This is a genomic window from Paenibacillus sp. 598K (genome assembly GCF_003851045.1).
Taxonomy (GTDB): domain Bacteria; phylum Bacillota; class Bacilli; order Paenibacillales; family Paenibacillaceae; genus Paenibacillus_D.
In genome coordinates this window covers 31,956-48,228 of the sequence record NZ_BFBX01000077.1, presented here as the reverse complement: position 1 = coordinate 48,228, position 16,273 = coordinate 31,956, and the positions used below count along the sequence as shown (strand labels likewise).

Sequence of the window (16,273 nt, the reverse complement as noted above, 5' to 3'; positions counted from 1 at the left end):
GGCAGCCTCCTACCCGATTTAGATGCGTAACCTACAGCTTCACTTCATTCGATACAACTGCACATACGTATTCCAACTGATCGTGATGTGAGCAATCGCAAAAACAATGGCAGGCGCTATCATATAGGGCGATCTGAGCCATATACCTAGCAACAGAAAGTATAGGGACGGGAATACAGCCATCGGCACTGGAATAAAGCCGAGCGGACTAAACAAATCGACGAATTCCCTTCCATGGGTAAAGTACATCCACCAGCTGACATAATAGATGAGCAAGCATACGCCCATGAGGATAACGAAGATAGACATCCGCTGCTCCGCAATTTGCTTTCCCAGCACGATGGGTACGATCAAGCAAGCCATGCGGCCGATCTGCTCGATTATCGTTAAGAACATAGGCGGGGATTTTAAGTTCGGGACAGCCGTTTGCGTAGGGAAAATGTAAAATAATACATTCGGCAACAAAATCAACACAACGATGATGATACCTTTGATATAGATGCCCATACCCCTAATCTCCTTCCAGTCTAGCCGCGCTTAACGTGTCATTTGCCAAAAGCCGAAGCAGGATGACAGGCTTCCCTTTTCCGAATTCCGAAATGGAGTCCTATGATTTAGTATGCGACTAGAGATTCGTTCCCGCAAGTGGCAGATCGCATCGAAGTGAATCCGACTTTGTCATCAACATCGTCTTCCTGGTGCTGGCCTTGGCCATTGCTGTGGGGCGGTTGAGACTAACGGGGGAGGGGAGCGGTAAGCGAAAGGCCTCGGTTGGACGAACAACGCGCGGGGGCCTGCGGCATGACGGCATATAGCCGATTGATTGATCGGCATCTCGCAAGGAAGCCCTGCGTGCTGGAAGCTGCGCGCAGGGCGGGATAGGCTGCCGGGGGGACGCGCCAAGGCGTCCGTTCACTGGAAGGTTAGTTGCTTCGAAGCAGCTTGACTAGCGGATTATTATCCTTACTGTTGCTGGATATACGTGCAGGCGTAATCCTTGCCCTCCCATGCATAGACCAGCTTCAGCGCATCCTCTTGCGCTTCGGCCGTCATGACGAACGGGTCAACCGGCGGGTTGTTCAGTTCAACGGTAGCTTCGTTTGCATGCTGGGTAAAGGTCCCGTAATACATCTGTACGACATTGCCATTCGTCGTCTCCAGCGATACGCCGCCGCCGTTGCTTAGCGGATTGGCTGCGAAGCGCACCGTTGTAAAGCAACCGTCTCCGCTACCTTCGAGCTTCCAGCGTCCGTCGAGATCGGGGCCGCCTCCTTTCTGGCTATACCACCAAAAACCAGCCATACCAGCCACTACAATTACCGCAACCGCCAGGCCTGTTAGTATTTTGTATGAACGTCCCATCGTACATCTTCCTCCTGTCTTGTTGATTAGCGTTGGTCTTCCGTTTCAACCTTAACTGCTCCTTATATATACCCCCAAAAAATCTGTAAAGTTTCAACATTTTATAGACAAGAAGCCGGGCAACGATATGCCCGGCTTTGTCATAGGGTATTTTGACCGCTGATATTCTGGCCCCGCCTCTGGTTCTTTTTAAGGAATGAGCCTTGTGGCGATTGCCACCCGGTTGAAGGTATTGATCATAATTGCAGCCATAATCAACTCTGCAATTTCCTCTTGCGAGAAATGCTTTTCTACCTCGCGGTACACCGAGTCAGGCAGCTGTTCTTTGTTAATCAGAGTGATGGACTCTGTTAAGGCGAGGGCTGCTTTCTCCTTTTCTGTGAATAGATTTGAGTCCTCCCAAGCGCTCAAGGCGTAGATTCGTTGCTCGGTTTCCCCGTATGCGCGAGCTTTTTTGGTGTGGCCGTCTATGCAAAAGGCACACTTGTTTATCTGTGATGCTCTGATGTACATTAATTCCTGCAAGGTCATTTCAATCGAAGACTCCGTAGCTACCTTGTACAAATTTCCAACGGCTGCGTAGCCTTTCGGAAATACCTTTCCCATAATAAACCGAGTTTCCATGTATACCTCCTCATAAAGAATAGAATATAATGCAAGTATAGGAGGTTGGCTGTAAATTTCAATCGTCAATATCGGTTCGTTTATTCGTTATACGACAATTCATATGAAAGTGTCGCATACATCGAAATTAATCGTCAGGTGGTGAAGCGATGTCTAAAAAAACAGATCTTCGAATTATCCGCACTCGGAAATTAATAAAAGAGGCTTTTCTAACGCTGATGGGGGATAAGGGGCTCGACGCTGTTACGATTCAGGATATTGCCAATCAGGCGCTTATTAATCGTGCCACCTTTTACCTGCACTATTATGACAAGCACCATTTGCTAGAGCAATTGACGGAGGAGGTATGTTTGGAATTATCGCAATTAATAAAGCCGACCTCTTACGTAGAAAATAATGAAGTGCTCGTCGTAAAGCTTGAAGCGATGATAGAACGGATCTTCGACAATGTCGGCCAGCATATTCAGTTTTATCAAGTAATGCTCGGGGGACATGGAATTCATGGCGTCAACTATTCGATCCAGGAAATAATCAAGACTAGCTTTAAACGAGAATTTGCATTGCTGAAGCTTCAGGAGTGGAACCCGTCGTTGCCAACAGATCTGCTGGTTGAATTTATGGCTTCTGCGTTGATGGGGATGATCCGGTGGTGGGTTCTCCATGATCAGATGTACTCCCCGAAGCATATGAGCAAAAATCTGGTCCAAATTATAACCAAGGGACCCTTGGAGGCGGCAGGTTTGAAAATCGAATCGCAATAATGCCTCCTGCACGGATTACGAGAATATACGGGTGTATTGACAGATGATCTAGATGTAACTAGAATAGTTACAACAAGAGGCGAGTAATCCAAATGAAATGGGAGGCCAAAACAATGGCAGTGAAGGTGAAGATTTATTCAGATTACGTATGTCCATTTTGTTTGTTAGGCAAGGATCAGTTCGAAAAAGCGGCGGAAGGAAAAGATGTGGAGGTCGAGTGGCTGCCGTTTGAATTGCGGCCAAGACCATCGCAGCCGCTTGACCCGGTGAATGACCCGGCTAAGCTAGCTTTGTGGAAGCAAGCTATCTATCCGCGGATTGAAGCATGGGGGGTGGATATGAAGCTTCCCCGTGTATCTCCGCATCCCTATACAGATTTGGCGCATGAAGGCTTTTGTTATGCCAAAGAGCATCATAAAGCGAAGGAATACAACGATCGCTTGTACAAGGCGTTTTTCCAAGAAGAAAAAAATATCGGCGATCTGGACGTGTTAGCTGCGCTTGCGGCAGAAGTCGGACTGGATGGAGTGGCGTTCAAAGCTGCTCTAGAGACGCGGAAGTACAAAGACGTCCATCAACAAGCGCTTAAACATGCTTACCAGGAGGCTCAAATTACTGGCGTGCCGACCTTTATTATAGGGGAAGAGCGGCTCTCCGGAGCTGCCAGCAAAGAAGTGTTTGAACAGGTGCTTGATCAAGAAATTGCAAGAACAACAAATGAGGTGAAGGGGATGCAATGCTCCCTGGATGGCGAATCTTGCTAATGCAGCGAGGTGTACGAGGAGGCGCACGATAGCTTTGCAATAAAGGGACCCGTAGCGAGAAAAAAGCATGCGGCGCACCGATCTTCGATGCGCCGCTGCGTCTGAACAGCGCCGCTGGGCTTCATCCGATCCGGATCGGATTGGGAATGTCGACATAGAGCGGCGTCTCTCCACGCTGATGGAAGCGGCTGAGCAGATTGGCCTTGGCCGGCAAGGTCGGCGAATGCAGCAGATCGTCTGCAACCGAGCGCAGACGGTCGGTGGCTTCAGACTGCTCCCGGAGCTCGGTCAGCGTCTCCCGTACGATGCGCCAGAAGGGCTGCTCGGACTGCGAGGTGTAGTAAGCGAGCCGCTGCACGACATGACTGAGATGATTGACGAAAAAGTAATACTTCAACCGGTGGCGCGCCTCCTCCTCGTCATACAGGACGGGACTGTCACGCTGGACGAGGCTGCCGACCCACCCCTGTTCCTCCGCAAGGGAGCGATCGACGCTGATGCCCTCCAGATCGCGCACATAACAGGCGTCCGGCATGCCGTCCGAGAGGCGCAGCATCGCATTTTGCACATGCGCTTCCAGACTAATGCCGTAGGTCGCATACCCTCGCAGGATCGGCACCATCGACACCTCCACATACTGGCGGAACCACGCCAGCCAATCCATCTTCCCCTCGTCAGCCTCCTGTCCGAAGCGCTCTCGCAGACTCTCGCGCACCGCCCGGAACAGCAGCGGCTCCGCCTCTCCAGGTAGCACCTCCATTAAAGAAGCGACGACATAAGGCGCATCTCCAGACGATCTCCAGTCATCCGGCACTTGTCCAGACGAACTGTAGCCCCCTGGCGACTCTCCAGTCGAGCTGTAGCCATCCGGCGCCTCTTCATCCAAGCTGCATCCATCCGCCGACTTTCCAGCCGAGTTGCAGCCGTCCGGGGCCTCCCGCACAATCATCGAGAAGCCGGCCATCAGCTGAGCTCTGGTAGCTGAGTCTACACCAGGGGCTTGCAGGGTGCGATACCCTTGCTCCAGCAGGATCTGAAAGGACGCCGACTCCCATCGATCCTTCACGGCGGCAATAATCCGCGAAGCGTCAAGCGTGCGCAGCAGCTGCTCCTCGGTGTTCTCGCGGATGAAGTTGGTGATGCGAATATGCAGCGACAGCTTGTAAAAGCAGTCCTCCCGAGGATTCCACACCGTCCTCACGGAAGAGGTGGGATATACGCGAGGACCCGTACGCCCCAGGTCGATCAATAGCCCTTGCCGCATGAGGCGCTGCACGTCATCCAGACCGCGCAGGTAATCGGCCTGCCATGGATGACAAGGGAGCAGCTTGTAATGCCGACGTTCCTCCACAAGCATGCGATGTGCGGCCTCCGTCATCTCGGCAGGGACCCAGGGAGCCGATCCTTCGCTGTCTGCGCCTCCCAGCCAATCCTCGGCCACCAGCTCCGGGGCCGCCGCAAAGCAGCTGAGGTCGAAGCCGACCCCGTATTCCGGCGAATACGCTCGGGAGTCCGGGGCGCTGAAGCCTTCGAGACTTTTGGGCGTAGGGTGAAAGGGATGCCCGCATAAAAGCGTCTGCTCCGCATACCTGAAGCTTAGCGCGCGGGGCGGTCCGGTCTCGATGGCATGCGCCAGATAAGACGTCATATGCGACAGACTGTTGTACACCATCTGCTCCAGAGCGGTCTTCTGTTGGTCGATGAGCGCTGCCGCAGGAGAGGATGGCGACCGCGATGTCAGCTTGTCTCCCTTTCTTGCGGGCTGCGATGGCACAGCTGCGATCTCTGCCAGTACCAGCTCGTCGGCCTCGCCTGCCGGCAGCGATTGCGCAGCTGCGATCTCCTCCAGCAGCAACGCGGTGACTTGCTCAAAGGAAAGCGGCCTCCAATCTGCTGGCGACAAGTGCTCGATTGCCGAAGCGTAAAGCTGGTTGCCATATACATGATGTCCAGCTGCGGAGCGATGGAGCAGCGTGCCGTAGATCATCTGACCTGTCGCAGGGAGCTGGATCGCCAGTGTGATGCCGGGCAGATGCACGGAGCCTTCCCAAGCCCAGGGAGCGTGCTGCCCGCTCTCGCGCAGATAGGCGTTCAGCATCCGGCTCAGCATTTCGCGCCGCGCCATCTGGGCGGGGGAGTTCTCGTGTTGTTGGTTCTCCTGTGGATGGACCTCCAGCTTGATTGCGATCGCTTGTTTATTACTCATCCTTACTCATCCTTTCACCGATTATTGGAGCGGCAGCCGCATAGCCTCCTGCCTGCTCGGGGCGTAGCTGCGGGGGACGAGCCGCGTGACCGCCAGCATGACCAGACCCATGACGAGGAATACGGCCGGGATGCTCCAGAGACCCCCGATCCATACGCCGAGCGAAGGCCCTGTGAGCTGGCCTGCCATGAGCAAGCTGTTGGTCGCCCCGATGCGGACGCCGCGATCCTGCTCGGTCGAGGAGCGGAGTACATGGAGCATGACAGTCTGCAGCAGGGCACTGAAGAAGAAGCCCGTCAAAAAACGCAGCGCTACGAGCCAAGCCACGCCAAGCGGCAGCAGATGCGCGAGCAGGCAGAGGCCATAGAGCAGGCCAGCCAGCCTGAGATTGCGCTCGGGCGCATGGCGATCGTTGCGTCTGCCCCACCAGGGGGCTCCGACCAGCTCGCCGAAGGAGGAGGTCGCCAGCAAAAAGCCTGCCATGAGCGCAGCAGTGGCAGCCGAATGGAGCTCCCGCATGTACGGCGTAAACATCGTAAACGTCGCAAAATCAACGAGCTTGAACATAATGCCTGCCAGGATCAGCCGGCGGGTCATCGCGTGAGAGAGCAGCGAGCGGAACGCCTCGAAGATGCCGCTCCGCCTGTCCGTCGCCTTCCCCGCCGCTTCCGGCGATTCTACAGGGGAGGCGGGAGCGGATAGCGATGCCGATGCCTGTGTGCGAGCGGTGAGCGTCGGTACGGATACCGATGTCTGCTCCAAGGCGGCCGGAGTAGGGCCGGAGCCGGACACCGCCCCCTGAGCGACCGGAGTCGGTTCGTTGTCTTGCCCCGACTCCCCGGCTGCGGTCGAGCGCCCCCGCTCGGTGTGGCCGCCCAGCGCCAGGGATGCCAGCAAGGCAAAGCCGATCGTCAGTGAGGCGGTAATGAACAGCAACGGACGGCTGCCCCATGTCGCGACGCAGATGCTGCCGAGCAGAGGGCCGACCAGCAGCCCGGCTGCCGATGCCCGCTCGAGCTGGCCGAGCGACCGCCCCTGCTCAGCTGGCGGCGCATGCGAGCCGACGAACGCGCTGCTCGCGTCGGATATGCCGCCGAAGGCGCCCTGACATAGACGGAACAGGAAGAACTGGAAGGGGGTCTGGGCGACGCCCATCAGGAACATGCTGAGGGACAGACCCACCAAGGCGCGCACGACCATCCATTTGCGGCTCCACCGATCGCCGAGCTTGCCCCACAAGGGGGTGAGCAGGGCGTAGGAGAGAGCTGGCGCGGAGACGGATAGGCCTGTCCACATTAGCACCTCCTCAGGGGTGCCGACGTTCATATGCTCCATATAATACGGGATAAAAGGGCTGATCCCGGTCAGCCCCGCGCTGGACAAGAAACGTCCGCCTGACAGGATGCGAATGCTCTGGCTCCAGGCCTTTTGAGGCATCATTAGAGGGCTTCACCAACCTTGCTGTTGGAAAATAGAAGGCAATTTCCAGGAAATCTTATCAATAATGATTCTCATTGTCAATTACAAAAGCATGCACAAATTTGCAAAAGTTTTTAGCGGTTGACAGGGAAAAAAAGGGTACCCATAATAAGGGCTGCACCCGAGTAAAAATGATAATCATTATCAACTAAGATGGTTTTGGATGACAAATTTATCGAGAAGGCTGGTGTGAACTTATGGAACGAAGTGCCTTGCAACGTAATCAACCGTCGCCGAACGTAGCCAGCTCCATCCTTGACTGCATCGGTCAGACGCCGCTGGTTCGACTGAACGCGCTGTTCGGAGCCAAGGGGGCTGCGGTCTATGCCAAGCTGGAGCTGATGAATCCCGGCGGCAGCATGAAGGATCGACCGGCAAAATACATCATCGAGCAAGGCTTGCGCGATGGCACAATCAAGCCGGATACCCATCTCATCGAGAGCACCTCGGGCAATCTGGGGATCGGCCTGGCGCTGGCGGCCAAGAGCTACGGTCTCAAGTTCACCTGTGTCGTCGATCCGAAAATAACGTCCACGAACCTGAGGCTGATCACCTATCTCGGAGCCCAGGTCGAGATGGTCAAGGAAGCGGATGAGCACGGCAGCTATCTGCAATCCCGCATTCGCCGGGTCAAGGAGCTGGCGCAGCAGGACCCGGCGGGCTACTGGATCAACCAGTACGCCAATCCGCTTAACTGGCAGGCTCACTATCATGGGGCAGGCCGGGAGATCGTCGAGCAGATGAACGGACAGATCGATGTGCTGGTGTGTGCGGTCAGCACGACAGGCAGCATCCTCGGTATCGCCCGGAGAGTGAAGGAGGCCAATCCGAAGGCGAGGATCGTCGCGGTCGACGCGGTTGGCTCAGTCATATTCGGCACGGCGTCGAGGCCGCGCGAGCTGCCGGGCATCGGGGCGAATCGGGTGCCGGAGCTGTATAGCCCGGACGAGATCGATCAGGTGATCCATATCGACGATAGAGAATCGGTGCGCGGCTGCCGCAAGCTGCTGGAGCGCGAAGGCATCTTCGCAGGCGGCTCGTCGGGCTCGCTGGTCGCTGCGCTGGAGCGGCTGGTGCCGACGCTGCCCCCGTCTGCCAAAGTGGTGACGGTATTCGCGGATCGCGGCGAGCGTTATCTGGACAGCGTGTACGACGAAGCGTGGGTGGATGGACTGCCGTCAAGCCAGGTTGCCCTGACGATGGCGCAATAATGTCGTGTAAGGATAACAACAAATCAGAGGACAGGGGAGAGAGGACGAGAGATGAATACCGTGCAGGAGCATAGTCTGTTGTACTTGAGCAAGCAGGATATGGTCGACCTCGGAGGGCTCCGTTCAGAGCCGTATGTGCGAGCGGTGAGCCGGGCGCTCGAGCTGCATGCCCGAGGTGATATCGTCCAGCCGTTGAAGCCGTATCTGCGGGTGGATGAGGCGAATGGTCATATCGCCGACCGGATCATCGCGATGCCAGCGTATGTAGGCGGAGAGGTGGCGGTCAGCGGGCTGAAGTGGATCGGCAGCAAGCATGACAATCCCCAGCAGCGCCGCAAGGAACGGGCGAGTGCGCTTATTATCTTGAACGACCCGCAGAGCAACTACCCGATCGCCGTCATGGAGGGCAGCATTATTAGCGGCATGCGCACAGCGGCGGTCACGGTCATCGGCGCACGCTATCTGGCGAGGGAGGGCTTCCGCACGGTCAGCGTCATCGGCTGCGGCGTCATCGCCAGGATGCAACTCGTCTCGCTGCTGGAGCAGTTCGAGGCGATCCGCACCATTCATCTGTTCGATTTGAATGCCGAGGCGGCTCGCGCCTTGGCCGATGAGCTCGGTACCCGGTTCGAGCAGGTCGAGCTGCGCGTCGCCGCATCTGCCGAGCAAGCCGTCCGTCAGGCCGAGGTGCTCGTGACGGCGACGGTGGCATCCGCTCCGCATATCCCTTACGAATGGCTGGCCAAGGGAGCCTTCGTGAGCAATATCTCGATCATGGACCTGCACAAGGACGTGTTCGTCCGGGCGGACAAGGTGGTCGTCGACGACTGGGACCAATCGAACCGGGAGAAGAAGATCATCAATCAACTCGTGCTCGAGGGGCAATTCTCCCGCGCGCGGCTCCATGCCGAGCTGGGGGAAATCCTCATCGGAGCGAAGCCGGGCCGCGAGCGTGAGGACGAGATCATCGTGCTCAATCCGATGGGCATGGCCGTCGAGGACATCGCCAGCGCTGCCGAGATGTATGAGCGGGCTGTCGCGCAAGGAAAGGGCACGCGGCTATGGCTATAGACGCGAGGCCGCAGCAAGCGAGCTCCGCCCGCGAGCTGGAGCGGATCAAGACGTATGTGCGGGAGCTGAAGCGGCAGGAGACGGAGCCGATCTGTGCGTACATCCGCGATGTGGGCGCGCTCGTGGATCATGTGCGGCAGCGCGTGCAATCGATGCCGTCCGCGAGCCGGCTGTTCTATGCGATGAAGGCCAACTCGGAGGAGGAGGTGCTCCGCGCGCTTGCGCCTGTGGCGCACGGCTTCGAGGTGGCGTCGCTCGGCGAAGTCGTCAAGGCTCGCCGGGTGTCTGCCGACCTCCCGATCATCTTCGGCGGACCCGGCAAGACCGAGTCGGAGCTGCGAGGCGCGCTGGATCAACAGGTGATGCTCATCCATGTGGAGAGTCTGCACGAGCTGCGCAAGCTGCAGGCGATCGCAGCTGAGCGAGGGACGGTGGCGTCCGTCTTGCTCCGCGTCAATCTGAAGGGGCCGCTGCCCGAGGCGACGCTGGCGATGGGAGGGCGACCGACCCAATTCGGGATCGATGAAGCGCTACTCCCGCAGGTGATGGAGCAGATCGCTGGAATGCCGCATATTCGAGTCGAGGGCTTCCATTTTCATTCGCTCTCCAACAATCTCGATGCGGCGCAGCATGTGAAGCTGGTGCAGTATTACTGCCGGATCGCCCGCGAGTGGGCGCAGCGCTATCGCTTTCCGCTGCGGTATCTCAATGCCGGAGGCGGCATCGGGGTGAACTATGCGGACCTGGAGCAGCAGTTTGACTGGCCTCATTTTGTGGATGGCCTGGCTGCGGTATTGCGCCGGGAGCTGCTGCCGGAGACGACGCTGCTGTTCGAGTGCGGCCGCTATATGACGGCATCGAGCGGGTATTATGCGACCGAGGTACTGGACGTCAAGGTCAACCATGGGCGGACGTATGCGATTGTGCGCGGCGGCACCCATCATTTCCGGCTGCCGGTCTCGTGGGGTCACAGCCATCCGTTCGCAGTCGTACGGATCGAGGAGTGGCCTTACCCGTATGACAGGCCCGGGGTGCAGGGGGAGCCGTATACGGTGGCAGGACAGCTGTGTACGCCCAAGGACGTATTGGCGAGCGGGAGCGCTGCGGACGAGGTGCGCGTGGGGGACGTGCTCGTATTCCGGTACGCAGGCGCATATGGCTGGGCGATCTCGCACCATGACTTCTTGAGTCATCCGCATCCCCGGCATGTATATCTGTACGAATGATCCCAAGTATCCGCATCTGGGAGCGGGAATATCGAACGGGAGGTGTCGTATGAACGGGGAAGCTGCAAGGCTGGCAAGATCAGAGGAATGGAGCGGGGTACGACGGCGCGTGTTCCGGCAGCTGATCGAGTCCTTGCTATATGAAGGCATCATCAAGGAACCGCTCATCCTGGAGGAGGCGGAGGCGCAGTACGCGCTGCGCGGCCAGACCGAAGCGGGGGCGCAGGTGCAGTATGTATTCCGGGCGGTCCGCAAACAAAGCTTCGGTCGCATCGGGCTGACGGGAGGGCCGGTGATGCGGTTCAGCGCCGAGGGAGAGGCGGAGGCGGACTCGATCCCGCGCTTCCTGATGGAGATCGGTGCGCTGATGGACGTCTCCAAGGCGCTGCTGACGCGGTTCGCGGAGGAGCTGCAGCAGACGCTGCTCAAGGATGCGCAGTCTGCGCGATGGCTGGCAGCGGCGGACCTGTCGGAGCCAGAGAGCCAGGATTATGATGCGTGGGAGTCGGCCCAGGTGGAGGGTCATCCATACCATCCATGCTACAAATCGAGGATCGGCTTCACGCTGGCGGACAATCTGGCGTACGGGCCCGAGTTCCGCCCGGAGTTCAGGCTGATCTGGCTGGCCATCCGCTCCGATGCGACAGTGCTGTCGCTCTCGGACTCGCTGCGCTCCTATGCGGAGCTGATGGAGGCCGAGCTGGGAGAGGAGCTGACGAGGCTGACAGCGGTGCTGCGCGAGACGGTCGCAGCCGTCGATCCGGCGGACTATGTCCTCGTGCCTGTCCATCCGTGGCAATGGGAGCGCATCCTGTCCGTGGCTTGTCTGGATCAGCTGGCATCAGGCGAGATCGTCTATCTCGGACAGGCAGGCGACGAGTATCGTCCGCAGCAGTCGATCCGCACGCTGACCAACAGGCGTCATCCGGGCAAGCCGTATGTCAAGCTGCCGATGAATATCGTCAACACGTCCTCCGGCCGAATCCTGGCGCAGCATACGATCGTCAATGCGGCTCGCATCTCCGATTGGCTCGGGCGGATCGTGGAGGGGGATGCCTGGTTGAGCGGGGAGCAGGGGCTAATCGTGCTAAGGGAGATCGCGGGCATATCCTATCATCATCAGAAGCTGCCGGACATGCTGGAGCGCCAGGTGTATGGCTCGCTCGGCGCGATCTGGCGGGAGAGTCTGCATCCTCGGCTGGTTGCCGGGGAGGCAGCGCTGCCGTTCACGGCATTAGGCCAGCTGGATCGTCGGGGTCAGCCCGTCATCGCAGCTTGGGTGCAGCGGTACGGTCTGGACGCCTGGGTACGTCAGCTGATGCAGGTGACCGTGACGCCGCTGCTCCATCTGCTCTATGTCCATGGCGTCGGGCTAGAGTCGCATGCGCAGAATATGATGCTCGTCCTGGAGCAGGGCTGGCCGAAGCGGTTGGCGCTCAAGGACTTTCACGATGGGGTCCGGTATTGTCCGGCGATCCCGCATCCGCTCGGCTATCCCGATATTTCTTATCCGCCAGCCAACCATCACGGGGTGAATCGCAATTCGTTTATTGAGAAGCAAGACCCGGCAGAGGTCAGGGACTTTTTGCTCGATGCTCTGCTGTTCATCAATTTGTCGGAGCTGGCGTTTTTTGTGGAGGAGCATTTCGGCCTGAGCGAGCAGGTATGGTGGCGGACGCTGGCCGAAGTCATCGTGGCGTATCAGGAGCGATTCCCGGAGCGGCGGGAGCGCTATGAGCAGTTGGATGTATTCGCCCCGGATATCGAGGTGGAGCAGCTGACCCGGCGTCGGATCGATGAGCGATCGGCCGACTGTGTGCATCGGGTGAGCAACCCATTGCACGCGTACCGAAGGGTGCATCAGGATTAACGTTGGAGGAGGGAGTATATGGAGACGATAGCATCGCGGCTGGAGGCGAAGCGTAGGGCCTCCGCTAGCGGCTCGTATGCGGCAGAGCCCGGGCAGCAAGAGCAACCGGGTCAGCAAGCGCAGCAGGATCAGCAGCAGCGACAGTTCCGGCTGTACACCGAGGCGCTGGCCTCGGAGCACTATGTGCAGGCGCGCCGCCGGATCTTCCGACAGCTGGTGGAGTCGCTGCTGTACGAGGGGGTGATCGAGGCGGTGTCCCGCGAGCGCGAGTTGCCTGGGGGGCTGATCGAATGGAGCATCACGGGCCAGAGCGCAGCGGGGGAGCAGGTGCTGTACATCTGCACGGGGATCAGGCATCTCAGCTTCGGACGTCTGCGGTTAAGCGACGAGCCGGTGACGAGAAGCGTCAGCGATCCAACAGGCGAACCGCTCGACCAGCAATCTGGTCCGCCATCCAGTCGACAGCTTGAGCTGTATTCGATCCAGCCATCCGTCCAGGAAGCGCCCGGCGAACCAGGCCCGACCGGTTATGGAGAGCCGCAGGAGGCGACATCGCTGTCGCTGTTCCTGCTGGAGGTATGCCAAGGTATCGGCGCGGACGAGGCCAGGCTGCTGCATTTTGCCCGGGAGCTGGAGCAGACGCTCATCCATGATACGCTGGCCCGCTATGTCTGGGCCTCGCAGCAGACATCGGAGCCGCTGGAGGATGAGGATTGGGAGCGACTCACGATCGAGGGGCATCCGTATCATCCGAGCTACAAGTCGAGGATCGGCTTCCGCGTCGAGGATCAGCTGGCGTATGGACCGGAGTTCGGAGAGCCGATCCGGCCGCTATGGGTAGCCGTTCATAAGGATAAGCTGCGGATCGCCCGCTCCTCCTCGCAGGAGGGAGACGCCTCCAGCGCAGAGGAGCGGCTGCATGCGCTATGCGGCGAAGAGACGTTATTGCGGATGGCCGAGACGTTGGCTGCGGCAGGCGCAGACCGGACGGACTATGACTTGGTGCCGGTACACCCCTGGCAGTGGCAGAATGTTATCGCCTTGGGGCTAGCAGGGGAGCTGAGGAGCGGCAGCATCATCCCGATAGGCGTCTCGCCGCACATCTATACCGCTCAGCAATCGATCCGCACGCTGTCCAATCGCTCGCGACCGGAGCTGCCCTCGCTCAAGCTCTCGCTCAGCATCGTTAATACGTCGACGAGTCGCGTGATCGCTCCGCATACGGTACAGAATGCGCCGCTTATTACCGACTGGCTGCAAGGCATCGCCCGCCGCGACGCCTACCTGACGGAAGAGCTTCGCGTCATCATGCTCGGCGAGATCGCTGGCGTGGCGTATGACGACCGCGAGCTGCCCGAGCCGCTCAAGCCGCAGGTGTACGGCGCATTGTCCTGCATCTGGCGGGAGAGCGTCTACCCGCTGCTGGAGCCGGGCGAGTCGGTCATCCCCTTCAACACGCTGACGACGCTGGATCAGTCCGGCCGCCCGATGATCGAGCCGTGGATGCAGGCCCTCGGCGCGGAGCGGTGGCTCTCCGAGCTGCTGGAGACGTCGGTGCTGCCGCTGATCCACTGGCTGTTCGCTCATGGCATCGCTCTGGAGTCTCATGCGCAGAATATGCTGCTCATCCACCGCGAGGGTCGGCCTGCGCGGATTGCGCTCAAGGACTTCCATGACGGCATCCGGTTCAAGCGCGAGCTGCTGGCGGAGCCGGAGTGTTGCCCGGAGCTGGTCGAGGTGCCGCCGTACCATCGCCGGGTCAATCGCAATTCGTTTGTGGAGGCGTCGGAGCCAGCGGAGGTGCGCGACTTTATGCAGGATGCGTTTTTCTTTATTAATCTCGGAGAGTTGGCTTTGTTCATGCAGGCGCACTACGGAGTGGCCGAGCTGGATTACTGGAGACAGGTTCGCGAGATCGTGGAGCGCTATCAGCAGCGGTTCCCGCAGCATCAGGCACGCTATGAGCAGCTGTCCCTGTTCGAGCCGTACATCGGCATCGAGCAGCTGACCAAACGTAGGATGTATCCGGACGATGAGCCAAGACTGCACCAGGCGCCCAATCCGCTGGCAGCCGTCGTCCCACAAAGTTCGTAATCGCTGGCTGCCATCGTCGCACGAAGTTCGTAATCGCGGGCAGTCGTCGTCGCTGGATGCTCATAATGGGCGCTGGCTTCGAAAAAGTATATGAGATCTTTAAATTTTTGCATGGACAAAAATAGAAATCATCGGTTAGCATAAATAAGAATGATTATCACTCTTAATTACGAGACGAACAGGGGAATTGGAGGTTGTACAGCAATGCAAGCAGAGAGACAGAAGCAAGGCAGGGCATCTTACAAACTTTGGGTGCTAATGATGGTACTGATGCTGGCGCTCGCAGGCTGCGGCAATGGCGGCTCGGATGCGACGGGTACCACGGGTGGGACGGGCAATACGCCTGCAACCGGGACTACGAACGCAATTGGCAATACGACCGAAGACACGGACGCCGCCAACGCCAGCCAAGGGGAAACGGCCGCGAATACGGAGGAGACAACCCGGACAGTGACGGATGCCTACGGCACGGTAGAGGTGCCCGCACAGCCCGCCCGCGTGGTGGTGCTGGACATCGGAGCGCTCGACAACCTGCTGGAGATGGGTGTGAAGCCTGTAGGCGCGCCGTCGATCCTCGCGGCAGGCGACCCTTATCCGGGCTATCTGCAAGGGGCGGACGGGATCGATAATATCGGCACGGTCAATGAGCCGAACCTGGAGACGATCGATGGTCTGAAGCCGGACCTGATCATCGGCAACAAGGACGCTCACGATGCCATCTACGAGCAACTGAAAAAAATCGCGCCGACGGTGTTCGTGGAGACGCTGGGCGTCACCTGGAAGGAAAATCTGCAGCTGCATGCCGACGCGATCAACCGCCAGAATGAGGGCAAAGCACTGCTCGAGGCGTACGAGCAACGCGTGTCGGGGTTGAAGTCGGCTGTGGCAGACCAGAGCGGCAAGGAAGTCTCGCTGATCCGCCCGCGCGCAGACAAAATCCAGGTCTACCTCAAGGAGACGTTTGCCGGCACGATCATGGAGGACGCGGGCATCGCGCGCCCGGCAGCGCAGCAGGATGCCGGCTTCTCCAAGGATGTGACGGAGGAGCAGATCGCCGATCTGGACGGGGACATCATCTTCTGGTTCAACCGGGAGCCGGACGCCTTCGCCAAGCTGGAGAGCAGTCCGCTGTGGGCTACGCTGAAAGGCGCGCAAAGTCAGACCGTCTACCCGGTCGATTGGGAGTACTGGCTTAGCGGACTGGGCATCCAGGCTGTCAACAAAGTGGTGGATGATCTGGAGCAATACGTAGCCAAGTAAAAGGAAACGAAAAGTAAATGGAAAAGCGTCGCATAGCTTGGCCGGAGACGGGATCGTCCATGTGACGATCCGTTTTTCTGCGTTTGGCGAGTAGCACCCAGATCACAACAGGAGGTGACGAGCAAGCGATGAACAAGGACGCAAGATTCCCTGTGACAGGTCTAGCGCTGCTGTGCGGATTGATGCTGCTGGCCTTTCTGAGCAGTATTATGTTTGGCATCGTTCGGGTTCCGTTGGACTCGGTAATGGATGCCTTCTTTGCGTTTGACGGCTCGCGGGAGCATCTGATCGTCCGCAGCGTCAGACTGCCCCGGGCGATCATCGCGGTCATCGTCGGCAGCGCGC

General features: G+C 58.6%; 14 protein-coding genes. 9 read left to right on the top strand and 5 right to left on the bottom strand.

Annotation, left to right across the window (positions count from 1 at the left end; genetic code table 11):
• Window positions 1-39: 39 nt before the first annotated feature.
• The 3 genes from PA598K_RS21940 to PA598K_RS21930 form a co-directional block, all read right to left on the bottom strand.
• Complete coding sequence (locus tag PA598K_RS21940) at window positions 40-507, bottom strand: hypothetical protein (protein ID WP_128659013.1); 468 nt, start codon at window positions 505-507, stop codon at window positions 40-42.
• Window positions 508-963: 456 nt separating this feature from the next.
• On the bottom strand, window positions 964-1,362 hold the full coding sequence (locus tag PA598K_RS21935) for a hypothetical protein (protein ID WP_128659012.1): 399 nt from the start codon (window positions 1,360-1,362) through the stop codon (window positions 964-966).
• A gap of 189 nt (window positions 1,363-1,551) precedes the next feature.
• The gene (locus tag PA598K_RS21930) at window positions 1,552-1,986 is read right to left on the bottom strand and encodes a carboxymuconolactone decarboxylase family protein (protein ID WP_128659011.1); all 435 of its coding nucleotides are present in this window, start codon (window positions 1,984-1,986) and stop codon (window positions 1,552-1,554) included.
• A gap of 149 nt (window positions 1,987-2,135) precedes the next feature.
• Here PA598K_RS21930 and PA598K_RS21925 point away from each other — a divergent pair, with 149 nt between their 5' ends.
• Together PA598K_RS21925 and PA598K_RS21920 are read left to right on the top strand one after the other, a co-directional pair.
• Entirely contained in the window at window positions 2,136-2,747 is a 612-nt protein-coding gene (locus PA598K_RS21925) for a TetR/AcrR family transcriptional regulator (protein ID WP_128659010.1), read from the top strand.
• A 113-nt stretch (window positions 2,748-2,860) separates the two neighbouring features.
• Entirely contained in the window at window positions 2,861-3,511 is a 651-nt protein-coding gene (locus PA598K_RS21920) for a DsbA family oxidoreductase (protein ID WP_128659009.1), read from the top strand.
• A 121-nt stretch (window positions 3,512-3,632) separates the two neighbouring features.
• On the opposite strand, the gene PA598K_RS21915 is transcribed toward PA598K_RS21920, so the two are convergent.
• Both PA598K_RS21915 and PA598K_RS21910 read right to left on the bottom strand, forming a co-directional pair.
• Complete coding sequence (locus PA598K_RS21915; protein ID WP_128659008.1) at window positions 3,633-5,717, bottom strand: IucA/IucC family protein; 2,085 nt, start codon at window positions 5,715-5,717, stop codon at window positions 3,633-3,635.
• A 21-nt stretch (window positions 5,718-5,738) separates the two neighbouring features.
• The gene (locus PA598K_RS21910; protein ID WP_128659007.1) at window positions 5,739-7,157 is read right to left on the bottom strand and encodes an MFS transporter; all 1,419 of its coding nucleotides are present in this window, start codon (window positions 7,155-7,157) and stop codon (window positions 5,739-5,741) included.
• Window positions 7,158-7,408: 251 nt separating this feature from the next.
• Between PA598K_RS21910 and sbnA the strand changes: the two genes are divergently transcribed.
• The 7 genes from sbnA to PA598K_RS38885 all read left to right on the top strand — a co-directional run.
• The gene (sbnA, locus tag PA598K_RS21905) at window positions 7,409-8,407 is read left to right on the top strand and encodes a 2,3-diaminopropionate biosynthesis protein SbnA (RefSeq protein WP_260405539.1); all 999 of its coding nucleotides are present in this window, start codon (window positions 7,409-7,411) and stop codon (window positions 8,405-8,407) included.
• 51 nt (window positions 8,408-8,458) lie between these two features.
• Entirely contained in the window at window positions 8,459-9,478 is a 1,020-nt protein-coding gene (sbnB, locus tag PA598K_RS21900; RefSeq protein ID WP_128659005.1) for a 2,3-diaminopropionate biosynthesis protein SbnB, read from the top strand.
• Window positions 9,469-10,704 (top strand): type III PLP-dependent enzyme, encoded by a 1,236-nt coding sequence (locus tag PA598K_RS21895; RefSeq protein WP_305780239.1) that lies wholly within the window; start codon window positions 9,469-9,471, stop codon window positions 10,702-10,704. The genes sbnB and PA598K_RS21895 overlap by 10 nt, the downstream gene beginning before the upstream one ends.
• A 49-nt stretch (window positions 10,705-10,753) precedes the next feature.
• Window positions 10,754-12,574, top strand: a complete 1,821-nt coding sequence (locus tag PA598K_RS21890) for an IucA/IucC family protein (protein WP_185602158.1) — start codon at window positions 10,754-10,756, stop codon at window positions 12,572-12,574.
• 18 nt (window positions 12,575-12,592) lie between these two features.
• Window positions 12,593-14,668, top strand: coding sequence for an IucA/IucC family protein (locus PA598K_RS21885; protein WP_128659003.1), 2,076 nt, complete (start codon window positions 12,593-12,595; stop codon window positions 14,666-14,668).
• 204 nt (window positions 14,669-14,872) lie between these two features.
• Complete coding sequence (locus PA598K_RS21880) at window positions 14,873-15,928, top strand: ABC transporter substrate-binding protein (RefSeq protein WP_185602157.1); 1,056 nt, start codon at window positions 14,873-14,875, stop codon at window positions 15,926-15,928.
• A 128-nt stretch (window positions 15,929-16,056) separates the two neighbouring features.
• Window positions 16,057-16,273 (top strand): iron chelate uptake ABC transporter family permease subunit (locus PA598K_RS38885; protein WP_148091974.1); only part of this gene is annotated, 217 nt, incomplete at its 3' end.

Bases quoted from the DNA above. Each gene is read 5' to 3' on its own strand.
- PA598K_RS21940 (WP_128659013.1), bottom strand. From the start codon at position 507: ATGGGCATCTATATCAAAGGTATCATCATCGTTGTGTTGATTTTGTTG.
- PA598K_RS21935 (WP_128659012.1), bottom strand. From the start codon at position 1,362: ATGGGACGTTCATACAAAATACTAACAGGCCTGGCGGTTGCGGTAATT.
- PA598K_RS21930 (WP_128659011.1), bottom strand. From the start codon at position 1,986: ATGGAAACTCGGTTTATTATGGGAAAGGTATTTCCGAAAGGCTACGCA.
- PA598K_RS21925 (WP_128659010.1), top strand. From the start codon at position 2,136: ATGTCTAAAAAAACAGATCTTCGAATTATCCGCACTCGGAAATTAATA.
- PA598K_RS21920 (WP_128659009.1), top strand. From the start codon at position 2,861: ATGGCAGTGAAGGTGAAGATTTATTCAGATTACGTATGTCCATTTTGT.
- PA598K_RS21915 (WP_128659008.1), bottom strand. From the start codon at position 5,717: ATGAGTAATAAACAAGCGATCGCAATCAAGCTGGAGGTCCATCCACAG.
- PA598K_RS21910 (WP_128659007.1), bottom strand. From the start codon at position 7,157: ATGATGCCTCAAAAGGCCTGGAGCCAGAGCATTCGCATCCTGTCAGGC.
- sbnB (WP_128659005.1), top strand. From the start codon at position 8,459: ATGAATACCGTGCAGGAGCATAGTCTGTTGTACTTGAGCAAGCAGGAT.
- PA598K_RS21895 (WP_305780239.1), top strand. From the start codon at position 9,469: ATGGCTATAGACGCGAGGCCGCAGCAAGCGAGCTCCGCCCGCGAGCTG.
- PA598K_RS21890 (WP_185602158.1), top strand. From the start codon at position 10,754: ATGAACGGGGAAGCTGCAAGGCTGGCAAGATCAGAGGAATGGAGCGGG.
- PA598K_RS21885 (WP_128659003.1), top strand. From the start codon at position 12,593: ATGGAGACGATAGCATCGCGGCTGGAGGCGAAGCGTAGGGCCTCCGCT.
- PA598K_RS21880 (WP_185602157.1), top strand. From the start codon at position 14,873: ATGCAAGCAGAGAGACAGAAGCAAGGCAGGGCATCTTACAAACTTTGG.